The following is a 12,463-nucleotide window of genomic DNA, read 5'->3' as shown; positions in this document are numbered from 1 at the left end:
GTGTTCTCTCCCCAAAAGTGCTGCTCCGGGCGATCGGCACGACACTAGGCAAAGGGCTCAAACAGCTTTCTAACACTCGCGTAAAGTACGGCTCGGTTATGGACTTCTCAGTGCTCGGACCGGTGCGGGCGTTCCTGGACGGGCGTCCCGTCCCCCTCGGCGTGCGCAAGCAGCGGTTCGTCCTCGCGGTGCTGCTGCTGGAGGCCAACAAGCACGTGCCGGCGGACCGGCTGATCGAGCTGGCCTGGCCGGAAGGCGAGGCGCCGAACACCGCCCGGGCCGTCATCCACACCCAGATCAGCCGCCTGCGCGCGACCTTCGCCGGGAGCGAGGACGTCGCGCTCGTGCGCGAAGGGTCCGGCTATGCGCTGCACGTCGACCCCCTGCGGGTGGACGTGTTCCGGTTCCGCGACCTGTGCACGCGTGCCCGGGCCGAAACCGGTGAACGCCGGATCGAGCTGCTGGAGGCGGCGCTGGCGCTGTGGGAGGGACCGGCGCTGAGCTCGGTGGCCACCGAGGACGTCCGGCTCCGGGTGGCCGCGCCGCTGGAAGAGGCGCGGCTGGGCGCGCTGGAGGACCGGTTCGAGGCGTACCTGGGGCTCGGCCGCGAGACCGAGATCATCCACGAGCTCGCCGAAGCGGCCGCCGAGCACCCCCTGCGCCAGCAGCTGGTGGCCAAGGTGATGCTCGCCCTGCACCGCCTGGGCCGCACGCCCGAAGCGCTGGCCGCCTACCAGCGGCTCCACCGGCACCTCGACGAGGAACTGGGCATCGAGCCGGCGCCCTCGGTGCGCCGGCTCCAGGTGCGGATCCTGCGCGACGACCCGTCGCTCATGCCGTTCAGCGGACCCCGCCAGCTGCCGCCGGACGTCGACCACTACATCGGCCGCCACGACCACCTGGACACCCTCGCCGGCCTGTTCGATCCCGCCGGCCGGGCCCCGGCCGTGGTCGCGATCACCGGCAAGCCCGGGCTGGGGAAGACCGCGCTCGCGGTCCGGGCGGCCCACCGGCTGGCCGCGCGGTTCCCGGACGGGCAGCTGTTCGTCGACCTGCACGGGGCCGGCCCGCGGCCGCGCGACCCCGCGGAGGTCCTGGCGCGGTTCCTGCGCGACCTCGGGGTCGCCGGCGCGGACCTCCCGGTGTCCCTGGAGGAACGGATCGGGCTGTTCCGGGACCGCACCGCGACCCGCCGCGTGCTGGTGGTCCTGGACAACGCGGCCGGCGAGGAGCAGCTGCGCCCGCTGGTCCCGGGGAGCCCGGCGTGCGGTGTGCTGATCACCAGCCGCCGCCGCCTCACCGGGCTGGACCTGCGTGGCCTGATCGACCTCGACGGCCTGGCCGAGGCGGACGCCCTCGCGCTGCTGACCGAGCTGGACCCCCGGGTCCCGGCCGGGGACGAGTCCGCCCGCGAGATCGTCCGGCTCTGCGGCGGCCTGCCACTGGCCCTGCGGATCGTGGGCGCGAAGCTGCGGTCCCGCCCGCACCGGACGGTCGCCGGCCTGGCCGCGCGGCTGGCGGACGAACGCGATCGCCTGGACGAGCTCGTCGGCGGCGACCGGGAGGTCCGGGCCGGCTTCCTGCTCAGCTACACCGGGCTGGAACCCGCCCAGCAGCGCGCTTTCCGGCTGCTGGCGGCCATGCCGGACACCGGTTTCGCGGCCTGGGCGGCGTCCGCGGCGCTGGGGGAGGACTTCCGCACCACGGAACGCCTGCTGGAAGGCCTGGTGGACGTCAACCTCCTGGAGTGCGGACGCGGCGAGTTCACGCCGACCAGGTACCACTTCCACGACCTGATCCGGCTCTACGCCAAGGAAAAGCTCGCGGCCGCGGAGCACGCGGCGGCCTGGTCGAGGCTCACCGACGCCTACCTGTACCTGGGGAAACGCGCGGACGCCCGGCTGGAGTTCGGCGGCCTGCACCAGTTCACCCCGCCGCCGCTGATGCTGGACGCGCCCCGGCTGGTGGCCGAGGTGGAGCGGAACGCGCCGGCCTGGCTGGCCGACGAGTACCCGTCGATCATCCACGCCGTGGAACTGTCGGCGGCCGCCGGCGAGGACGCGACGACCTGCCGGCTCTCGGCGACCGTGGCGGCCTTCCTGGAGCTGCGCGCCCAGTGGAGCGACCTCAAGCGGGTGGCGGAGCTCAGCCACGCCGCGGCGACCGCAATGGACAGTCCTTATTGGACCGCCTATGCCCTGTTCGCGCTCGGGCTGGCGGCCAGGGAGACGCGGGACTTCGCGACCGCGGAGCGCTCCTTCCGGAGCGGCCTGGCGATCCTGCCGAGCGTGGGCGACCCGTTGCTGGAGGTCGTCACGCTGTTGTCGGTGGGGGTGTCGCACCGGTTGCTGGGGCGGTGGGACGAGGCGGCGGCGTCGTTCGCCGGTTGTCTGTCCAGACTGGACTCCCTGGCCGCGCCGCGGTGGCGGGCTTATACCCTGCGGGAGTACGGCGTGGTGCACCGTTACCGGGGCGAGTGGGCGAAGGCGAAGGAGTTCCTGACCGAAGCCATCACGGCGCACCGTGCCCTCGGCGACGTGCGGTGGGAGGCGGCCAGCGGGCGCGAGCTCGGGATCGTCCATCAGGACGAGGGGAATCACGCGGCGGCGCTCGAGCAGCTGACGGCCAGCCGCGAAGCCCTCAGGAGCGTGGGCGACCACCGAAGGGAAGGCGCCACGCTCCGCTGCCTCGGCTGGGTGGCGCTGGAAGCGGGCGAGCTTCCCGAAGCGCTCGCGTATGCCCGGCAAGCCAAGGAAACTCTCGGGCAGACGCTGGACGCCCACGGCCTGGCCTGTGCGGAGGTGCTGCTGGGCGACATCCACCTGGCGATGGGCGACCCGGCGGCCGGGCGCGCCCACCTGGACCGGGGAGTGGCCTACCTCGCCGGCTCCGGCGATCCCCGGTGGCGCGGAAAGTCCCGGCTCAGCCTGGGCCGCCACCTGGCCGCGGCGGGCGATCCGGCGGGCGCCCGGGCGGCGTGGGAAAAGGCGTGGGAGGACCTGTCCCGGATCGGCGCCCACGAAGCCGCGACGGTGCGTGCCCTGCTGGACCGGTGAGCCGGAAGGCCGACTCCGCGTTCGTCGAGTAGATCTTCGTGCGCACCTCCTCGGACAGGCCCGACTCGGCCAGGACGGAAACGGCCGCGTGGGGGCTCCAGCACGGGTGGTCGGTGCCGTAGAGGATGTTGTCGGGGCCGTAGTACTCCAGGGCCGTGCGGATGGTCAGCGACTGGGGCGCGACGGTGTCGACGAAGACGCGCTTGAGATAGTGCGAAGGCGGCCGGGCGAGGCCTTCGATGCGGGCGTTCTTGTCGATGCGGCCGGCCTGGTAGGGGAGCAGGCCGCCGGCGTGGGTCTGGACGACGCGCAGCGTGGGGTGGCGTTCCATGATGCCGCTGAAGACGAGGCGCAGCACGGTGACGCTGGAGTCGAGGAGGCGGCCGATCGAGCGCTGGATGCCGTCGGCGTAACCGGTGAGGACCTCGTTGAAGGCGAGGTCCGTCGGGTGGACGATGAGCGGGACGTCGAGCTCCGCGACCCGCGCGTAGAACGGCTCCAGCCGCTCCGCGTCGACGGTTTCCGCGCCGATCATCGAAGGCAGGTTCACCCCGCGCAAGCCGAGCGAGCCCACCGCGTGGTCGAGCACTTTCACCGCGGTAGCCGTGTCCTGCAACGGGATCGCGGCCGTGCCGAAGAACCGGCCCGGGTGGAGGCGTTGCGCACGGGCGATTTCCTCGTTGTACGCGTACGCCTCGTCCAGCGCTTCGTCCGCCGGCATCTGGTCGAGCATGCCCGCCAGCACGCCGGTGGTGCAGACCACCACGGTGTCGGGGCCGGTGGCGTCGGCTGCCGCCGCGAGGCCCGCGTCGAGATCGAACCAGACGGGCGGCAGGGGGATGAAGCCGCGGCCTTCGTTGTACAGGTACCGGTAGCCCTCGCCCACGCGTTCGGTGCGCGGGAACGAGCCGCGGCCCGCCATGGTTTCGAAGTGGGACCGGGGGAACCAGTGGAAGTGGGTGTCCACCACGCGCATCGGAATTCTCCTCAGCTCATCCGGTGTTCGGCGAGGATGCCGGCGAAACGGCGGTCGGCATCGGGTCGGTAGCTCTCGTGCAGGGTGCGGAACAGTTCGTGGCAGCGCGCGGCGGGCCAGCCGTCCGGGAGGTGCCCGGCGGGCAGGCGCGGGGTCTCGCGCAGCAGCTGGCGCCAGGCCGACGCCAGGATCAGGTCGCGGCCCAGGTCGTCGAGCGCCTCGGGCACCGGGTCGGGCACGTCCCAGGACCGCAGGAACCGGTGGTAGCGCTCGGCCAGCTCGTCGAGGTGCCAGGTGCGCGAGATCATCCCCGGCACGTCCTCGAACTTCGGGTACGCCGTGAACACCTCCACGTGCTGGTCGACGCCCGCTCCGGGCAGTTGCGCGAGGATCGCCGACACATCGCGCTCGCCCGGCGCGAGCCAGACGCCGTCGCGAAGCAGGCCGAAGCTCTCCCACGCCAGGCTGCGCCGTAGCAGGTGGCGTTCCTTGCGGTGCGTCTCCGGCAGCGAGAAGCACAGGACCGTCCAGGCCCCGGGCGGTTGCGGCTCCTCGCCGGTGTCGTGGAACGTCCGCTGCTGCTGCACGCGCACCACCCGCAGCCCGACCTCCGACGCGCGGAAGTACGCCGCGCGACCCTGCCGGGAACGCTCCAGCAGGCCGCGCTCGGTCATCCGCGACACGGTGAGCCGCGTGGCGTGCGCGGACACGCCGATCCGCGCGAGCACGTCGATGTACCCGGCGGTCGCGATCTCGGGGTTCTCCTCGAGGCAGTAGCGGCCGAGCATCGTCATCAGCACCGTCTGCGGCGTCGGCGCGCGGCTCAGGTCGGGTGCGGGTCGGTCGGTGGTCAGGACGAGCCCCCTGTTCTCACGCCCGCCGCGGCGTTCTCCGGTGATCTGCCGAAACTACCCCCGAGCAACGGCAGCACGTGCTCGCGCAGCACCGGCACCGTCGAGGGATCCGGGCCCAGCAACGACTCCGCGACCTCTCGCGCCCGCACCGGACCCAGCTCCCGCGCGGCCAGCGTGGTGAACTTGCCGACGATCTCGTGGTCCGGCAACGGGTTCCCCGGGTCGCCCCGCGCGTCGAGCCGATCCGCCGAGACTGCCCCCGACGCAGTGGCGACCTCCACCCTCGCGCCCCATTTGGCGGGATACGCGGCCGTGAGGTCGTCGGCCGACCGGACCTCGACGACCCGCGCCAGCTCCAGCACGGCCTCGTCGCTCAGGGCGCCGTCGTCGAAGTCCCAGGGCGTGCAGTGCCCCCGCAGCGCCGAGACGGCCAGCACGAACTGGGCGCTGCCCAGCGCGCTCAACGCCGAGCCGAACGGTGGCGGCCGGTCGACGATCCCGGCCAGCTGCGCCGGCAGCAGGCACCTCAGCCGCCGCACCGACGAGCGGGGCCAGCCCTCCGGAGGACGCAGCGACAGCACCGCGTCGATGGCCCCCTGCAGGTGTTTCGCCCCGGCGTGTGGTTTCAGGCTCGTCTCCGGCAGCAGGAACGCCTCCGGCAGCGCGCCTTCCGAGCGGCCTTCCGAACGACGCAGGGGCGAGCGCGGGTCGTCGAGGATGTCGAGCGGGCCCGTCCAGCCGGAGTCGGCCGCGAGGAACGCGGTGACCGCGCGTTCGGCCGCGAACCCGGCCAGCAGGTACTTGCCGTCCGCCTGGTCCGTCGCGCCCGCGATCGACCCGCCCGCGTGCTGCGCGGCCAGCGCGATCGCCGACGCGGTCACGGCGGGCGGGCGGCCGAGCAGCACGGAGGCCGCGGCCGCGCCGCCGAGCGGGGCCAGCAGAGCCGTCGGCCACCAGCCCCGCCGGATCAGCCGCTCACCCCCGATCGCGGCCGCCGCGGCCAGCGCCACCTCGTAACCGGCCAGGAACGCCCGCTCGTAACCGTCCGAGGAAGCGTTCGCGGGCAGCACCGCCAGGGTCGCCGGCAGCACCACACATCCCGGGCACAGCACCGAACCGCGGTGGATGTCGCCCGTTTCCCAGCCGTGGGCGTACACCCCGCCGAGGAACGCGGTCCGCCGAGTGTCGCCGTAGCCCGCCGAGACGGTCCGCGCGACCCCGGCCAGCGTGGTGTGGCCGGCGATCAGGGCACCGACGGCGTCGGTCAGGTGGGCGCGGGCGGCCGCCCGGATCGCGGGCGGCACCGGCCGGGAGCCGACCGAGTGCGCCCGCGCGGCGAGTTCAGCGACGAGCGACATCTGCCTGCGTGGCCCTGATCCGGCCGGTCGCCGGCGCGTCCACCTGCCCGTCGGCCGTGAGCACGACGCAGTACAGCTCACGCGCGGCCTCGGCTGTCACGAAGCCGTCGCGCACGTCCTCGGCCACGTCCGCGGCCGGCCGCTCCGACGGCGAACCCCAGCCCCCGCCGCCCGCCGTGCGGAAGGTGACCTTCGACCCCGCCCGCAACGCCAGCCCGGTGTGCTTCTTCACGTGCTCCGGCTGCCCGCCCGGCTGCGTGACGATCGTGTCGTTCACCGCGCCGGCGTGGCCGCCGCGCAGGCCCCACGGCGGGCAGGTCGTGCGCTCGTTGGCGATGTTGGTGAACATCGCCTGCTGCGGCTCCACGTCGATCTCCAGGCCCAGCCCGCCGCGGTGCCGGCCCGCGCCGCCGCTGTCGGCGCGCAGCTCGTGACGCGTGAACACCAAGGGGTAGCGCGCTTCCTGGATCTCGATGGGGATGTTGCGCACGTCGCCCTGGCACACCGAGACGCACGCGCTGGGCCCGTCGCCGACCGGACGCCCGCCCCAGCCACCGCCGTTGATGTTCAGGCACACGAAGCGCGAGCCGGTCTTCTCGTCGATGCCGTGGAAGGTGAACCCGGACATGTCGCCCTTGTGCGCGGCCGGCACCTGGTCGGGCAACGCGTCGGCCAGCGCCCGGATGATCGTGTCGACCACCGTCGGCAGCGAAATGCTCCACTGGCCCAGCGCGGCCGGCGACTTCGCGTTGAGCAGCTTGCCTTCCGGCAGCACCACGTGCAGGTTGCGGAAGGACCCCTCGTCGACCGGGTGCGTCGGCAGCGTCAGCATCTTGAACGCCACCCGCGCCGCCGCGACCCCACCCGACTTGCCGGAGTTGAGCGGGCCCTTGACCTGCTCGTTGATCTCGGAGAAGTCGATCGTGAGCTCTTCGCCCCGCACGATCACCTTGAGGTCGAGCGTGATGCGCTGGTCGAGGTCCTGCCCGTCGTTGTCCATCCACGCCGACGCCGTGTACTCGCCGTCGGCCATCTGCGCGACCGCGTGGCGCGACAGGCGTTCGGACTGGTCGCGCATCTCGGTGATGCAGGCCGTCACCGTGTCGAGGCCGTAGCGCTCGCACAGCTCGGCGATGCGCCGCTCCCCGAGGCGGCAGGCCGCGATGGCCGCGCGCAGGTCGCCCAGCGACGATTCGGGGATGCGGATGTTGTCCTTGAGGATCTGCATCACGTCGGCGTCCCACTCGCCGGCTTTCATCACCTTGATCGAGCGCAGCTGCAGGCCCTCGGAGTAGATGTCGGTGGTGGCGGTGGACCCGAAGCCGATGCGCGAGCCGCCGATGTCGACCCAGTGGGCGCGCACCGCGGGGAACGCCACCACCTTGCCGTCGACGAAGATCGGCGTGTAGACCACCACGTTGTTGAGGTGCTGGCCCGCGACGTACGGGTAGTTCATCACCAGCGCGTCGCCGGGTTCGAAGCCCTCGATGCCATGGCGCTCGATGCCGTCGGCCACCGAGACGCCGAGGTCGGCCAGGAAGATCGGCAGGCCGCCGAGGTTCTGGGCGATCAGCTCGCCCTCGGTGTCCACCAGGCCCACGCAGTAGTCCTGGACCTCGAAGATCATCGGGTTGTAGGCGGCGCGGCGCAACGCGGTGGCCATCTCGTCGGAGTACGCCACGAGCGCGCAGCGGACCACTTCGAGCGTGACGGGGTCGATGGTCATGCGGGGCTCCCCACGGAGACGACGAGTGACAGGTCGGCGGCGACGGTCAGCACGTCGCCGGCATAGAACACGACCGAGGAGGTGGCTTCCTGCACCACGGCGGGACCGGTGATCCGGTGGCCGGGCCGCAGCGCCTCGCGGTCGTAAACGGGACAGGACACGGGTTCCGGGCCGCCGCCGTGCAGCACCACGGGCCGGCGCTCGACGGGTTCCGGGTCTCCGGCCGCGGTCTCGACCTCGGCCGCGGTGCCCGCGGCCGTTTCGAGCGGCAGCGAGATCACCGTGCGGACGCCGACGGCCTCCACTGTCTCGTCCGCCGCGTGGTGCCCGTACAGGCGGTCGTGCATTTCGTCGTAGAGCGCGCGCACGGCCGCGTGGTTCGAAGTGGACAGTCCCTCTTCTGGCACCGGCACCGGGATCGTGAACTCCTGGCCCTGGTAACGCAGTTCGAGGAAGTGCTGAAGCACGGGCGCGGTCGCCGGCTCGCCGACGTCGGCCCGCAGCCGGGCCCACGCCTCGGCGCCGAGCGCCTTGAGCGTGATCGCGTACTGCTCCACTGTGGACGGTTCGAACCTCGCCAGGTGCGTGCGCGTGAGGTCGTGGCGCACCTCGGAGTAGAGCATGCCCTTGGCCGAGAACTGCCCGGGCAGCACGGGGACCACCACCGTGCCGATCCTGAGCTCACGGGCGATCGACACGGCGTGCAGCGGCCCGGCGCCACCCGTCGCGACGAGTGCGAACGTGCGCGGGTCCTCGCCCTTCTCCACCGAAACCGCGCGCACGGCCAGCGACATCTGCGCGTCGGCGATCGTCACGATCCCGCGCGCGGCGGCCAGCAGGTCGAGGCCCAGCGGCTCGGCGACGTGCGTCGTGATCGCGGCTTCGGCGGCCGCGCGGTCCAGCGGCATCTCGCCGCCGAGGAACCGGCTCGCGCCGAGCCGGCCGAGCACGAGGTTCGCGTCGGTCACCGTCGGGCGGTCGCCGCCGCGGCCGTAACACGCGGGGCCGGGCGCCGCGCCGGCGCTGACGGGGCCGACCTTGAGCGCGCCCGCCGGGTCGACCCACGCGATGCTGCCGCCGCCCGAGCCGACCTCGACGATGTTGACCACCGGCAGCGCCATCGGGTGCCCGGTCGCGTACCCGCCGATGAAGTAACCCGGGCTGATGTCGACCTGGCCGTCCTTGACCAGGCTGGTCTTGGCCGTGGTGCCGCCCATGTCGAACGAGATCAGCCGCGGCAGGTCGAGCCCGGCCGCCAGCGCCGACGCGCCGATGACCCCCGCGACCGGACCGGACTCCATCATGCGCACCGGGCTCTGCCGCGCGGTCTCCACGGACATGATGCCGCCGTTGGACTGCATGATCAGCAGCCGGCCGCGGAAGCCCCGGGCCTCCAGGCGCGTGGTCAGCGAGTCGAGGTAGCGCGACACGACGGGGCCGACGTAGGAGTTGAGCACCGCGGTCGACGTGCGTTCGTACTCGCGGTATTCGCGCATGATCTGGTGCGACAGCGTCACGTACGCCTCGGGCCACAGCTCGGTGAACAGCCGGCCCAGCTCGAGCTCGTGCTCGGGGTTGGCGTACGCGTGCAGCAGGCAGACGGCCACCGACTGGACACCCGACGACTTCAGCTCGGTGATCAGCTCCCGCGCGGCCGTGACGTCCAGAGGCGTGCGCACGCTGCCGTCCACGAGCACGCGCTCGCGCACCTCGCGCCGCAGCCGTCGCGGCACCAGCGGGTCGGGCTTGCCGAAGAACAGGTTGTACGGCTCGGACCGGTTGCCGCGCCCGATCTCGTAGACGTCGCGGAAGCCCTCGGTGGTGATCAGCGCGGTGGCGGCGCCGGCGCGCTGCAGCACGGTGTTGATCGCGATGGTGGACCCGTGCAGGAACAGCTCGGTGCCGGGCAGGTCGGCGCCGAGCTTGTCGAGCCCGTCGAGCACACCCTCGGCGTGGTCGTGCGGGGTGGTCAGGGTCTTGGCGGTGCTGAAGACGCCGCGGGAGTCCACGGCGGTCAAGTCGGTGAACGTCCCGCCGATGTCGGCGGCGATCTGCTTCACGGGGTGCCTCCTTCTGCGAAAGCGGTCAGGGGAGTTCGGTGCGCCAGGAGTCGGCGAGGGATTCGAGCTTGCGGGCGCCCGCGTTGAGCAGGAGGCCGGCCACGATCACGACGAACACCGACGCGAGCACCTCCGTGGTGCCGAGGTGGCCGGCGAAGAAGCTGATGTCGTAACCGATCCCGCCGTCGCCCGCGAAGAACTCGCCCACGACCACGCCGACGAGCCCGCGGCCCACGCCCAGGCGCAGCCCGGCCATCACCGTCGGCACCGACGCGGGCAGGATCACCTTGCGCAGCAACGCGGTCTCGTCCGCGCCGAACGACACGGCGGTGCGGATCAGCTTCTCGTCGACGTTGCGCACGCCCTGGGCGGAGTTGACGATCACCGGGATCACCGACATCAGGAACGCGATGGCCACGACGGCCGGGCTGCCGAGGCCGAACATCAGCACCAGCAAGGGGAACAGGGCCACGATCGGGGCGGAGTAGAGCAGCCACACGTACGGCTCGACGACATAGTCGACGTAGCGGTAACGGCCCATCAGCAGTCCGACCGCGACGCCGGCGGCAGCCGCCATCCCGAAGCCGATCACCAGCTCCAGCGCGCTCGTGCCGAGGCTGCGCAGCAGCAGGCCCGAGCCGATCTGGTCGCCGAGCGAGCCCGCGATGAGCACGGGCGAGGACGTGAGGAACGGGTTCACGAGGCCGGCCCACGCGGCGATCTGCCACAGGATCGCGGCCAGCACGAGGAAACCGCCGCCGAGCACGATCGGCATGGCCCTCTCCGGCACCCGCTTCCGGGGACTGACAGTGGTGGTCATCGGGTCACCTCTCCCAAGACGTGGCGGCAGTGCCGAGCACCCGCAGCAGCGCGGTCACGGCGTACCCGAAGATCCCGACCACCAGGGTCAGGAACAGCAGCGGGGCGACGTCGAAGTTCTGGCCGTAGGTGGAGATCAGCTGGCCCACGCCGTCGGTGCCGCCGTACAGCTCGGCCACGATCACCGCGATCACGCCGCGCCCGGCGCCCAGGCGCAGCCCGGCCATGATCGTCGGCAGCGCGCTGGGAAAGAGGATCTTGCCGAACATCGCACCCTCGCTCGCGCAGAACGCGCGGGCCGCCTGCACGAGCTTCGGGTCCGTCTCGCGGATGCCGGCCATGGCGTTCACCGCGATCGTGATCACGGCCTCGAGGAACACCATCGCGATCTTCGACGCCTCACCGATGCCCAGCGCGAGCACCACGAGCGGCAGCAGCGCCAGCGACGGCGTCACGTAGAGCGCGACGAGCGCCGGCTCCAGCGTCTGCCGGATCCGCAGCTTCCAGCCCATCAGCATGCCCACCGGCACGCCGGCCACGACGGCGAGCAGGAACCCGGCGAAGAACTCGACGAGCGTCGTCTGCGCGTTCGCCCACAGCTCACCCGAGCCCAGGAGGTCGCCGCCCGCACTCGCGATCGCCGCCGGGGTGCTGGTGAACTGCACGTCGACCAGGCCCGTCTGCCCGGCCAGCTGCCACAGCGCGAGCACCACGAGCACACTGCCGGCCGCGAACCGGGCGCGCACCGCGGGAAGCGAGCGCAGCCCGACCGCGCGGTGCGGTGGCGATTTGACGTCCACATGGGACGGTCGCATCCGGAGCCCCTGGGTCATGGCGTCACCGGTGCCGCGGCGTCCGCTCCGAAGAGCAGACCGGCCAGGTGCGCGCGGTACTTGCCGAACGCCTCGCTCGCCCGCACCGCGGCGTCACGCGGGCGCGGCAGGTCGATCTCCATCACCTCGGCCACCCGGCTCGGGCTGCCGCCCATCACGAGCACGCGGTCGGCGAGGAACACCGCCTCGTCGATGCCGTGGGTCACGAACAGCACCGTTTTCCGGTCCAGGTCCCAGATCCGCAGCAGCTCGGTGGCCATCAGCTCGCGCGTCTGCGCGTCGAGCGCGCCGAACGGCTCGTCCATCAGCAGCACCTCGGGGTCGGTGGCCAGTGCGCGGGCAATGCCGACGCGCTGGCGCATGCCGCCCGAGAGCTGGTGCGGATGGGCCTGCTCCCGCCCGGCCAGGCCGACCAGCTCGATGAAGTGCCGGGCCCGCTCCAGCCGCGCGGCCTTCCCGACGCCTTGCATCTCGAGTCCGAACGCGACGTTCGCGAGGATCGTGCGCCACGGCAGGAGCGACGCGTCCTGGAACACGACTCCCCGGTCGGGGCCGGGTTTGGCCACGACCTGGCCGCCGATGCGGATCTGCCCGGCCGACGGCCGCAGCAGCCCGTCGGCCGCCAGCAGCACGCTGCTCTTGCCGCAGCCGCTGGCGCCCACGATCGTCACGAACTCGCCGTCGCGCACGTGCGCCTCGAACCCGTCCACCGCGACGAACGGCTCGTCCTTGCCGGCGTAGGAGATCCGCACCCGGTCGAAGGTGATGTCTGCCATCTCGT

Annotated in this window: 8 protein-coding genes and 1 pseudogene; 1 reads left to right on the top strand and 8 read right to left on the bottom strand. The window is 72.4% G+C overall.

The genetic code is table 11. The features are described from left to right. Window positions 1–98: 98 nt before the first annotated feature. A pseudogene (locus BMY97_RS18075) lies at window positions 99–2,741 on the top strand (AfsR/SARP family transcriptional regulator); the annotation flags it as partial. A gap of 181 nt (window positions 2,742–2,922) precedes the next feature. Here the strand turns inward: BMY97_RS18075 and BMY97_RS48445 are convergent. Genes BMY97_RS48445 through BMY97_RS18035 form a run of 8 tightly spaced genes read right to left on the bottom strand, consistent with a single transcriptional unit; the run spans window position 2,923 to window position 12,458 of the window. Further along, window positions 2,923–4,032: an amidohydrolase family protein gene (locus BMY97_RS48445; RefSeq protein ID WP_091618037.1), complete on the bottom strand. Its 1,110-nt coding sequence runs from the start codon at window positions 4,030–4,032 to the stop codon at window positions 2,923–2,925. Window positions 4,033–4,043: 11 nt separating this feature from the next. Then, complete coding sequence (locus BMY97_RS18065; protein WP_091618036.1) at window positions 4,044–4,826, bottom strand: PaaX family transcriptional regulator; 783 nt, start codon at window positions 4,824–4,826, stop codon at window positions 4,044–4,046. A gap of 56 nt (window positions 4,827–4,882) precedes the next feature. Further along, window positions 4,883–6,244, bottom strand: coding sequence for an MmgE/PrpD family protein (locus tag BMY97_RS18060; protein ID WP_091618035.1), 1,362 nt, complete (start codon window positions 6,242–6,244; stop codon window positions 4,883–4,885). Then, a complete protein-coding gene (locus tag BMY97_RS18055) occupies window positions 6,228–7,970 on the bottom strand; it encodes a hydantoinase B/oxoprolinase family protein (RefSeq protein ID WP_091618034.1) in 1,743 nt (580 codons plus the stop codon). Before BMY97_RS18055 ends, BMY97_RS18060 begins: the two co-directional genes overlap by 17 nt. After that, entirely contained in the window at window positions 7,967–10,030 is a 2,064-nt protein-coding gene (locus BMY97_RS18050) for a hydantoinase/oxoprolinase family protein (RefSeq protein WP_091618033.1), read from the bottom strand. The genes BMY97_RS18055 and BMY97_RS18050 overlap by 4 nt, the downstream gene beginning before the upstream one ends. A 25-nt stretch (window positions 10,031–10,055) precedes the next feature. After that, entirely contained in the window at window positions 10,056–10,850 is a 795-nt protein-coding gene (locus BMY97_RS18045) for an ABC transporter permease (protein ID WP_091618032.1), read from the bottom strand. A 4-nt stretch (window positions 10,851–10,854) separates the two neighbouring features. Further along, window positions 10,855–11,682, bottom strand: a complete 828-nt coding sequence (locus BMY97_RS18040) for an ABC transporter permease (protein ID WP_091618031.1) — start codon at window positions 11,680–11,682, stop codon at window positions 10,855–10,857. After that, a complete protein-coding gene (locus BMY97_RS18035; RefSeq protein ID WP_091618030.1) occupies window positions 11,679–12,458 on the bottom strand; it encodes an ABC transporter ATP-binding protein in 780 nt (259 codons plus the stop codon). The genes BMY97_RS18040 and BMY97_RS18035 overlap by 4 nt, the downstream gene beginning before the upstream one ends. Window positions 12,459–12,463 lie beyond the last annotated feature (5 nt).

The sequence above is a fragment of the Amycolatopsis saalfeldensis genome (genome assembly GCF_900110575.1).
GTDB classification, from domain to species: domain Bacteria; phylum Actinomycetota; class Actinomycetes; order Mycobacteriales; family Pseudonocardiaceae; genus Amycolatopsis; species Amycolatopsis saalfeldensis.
The sequence above is the reverse complement of the archived record's forward strand: the minus strand, read 5'-3'. Positions and strand labels throughout refer to the sequence as shown.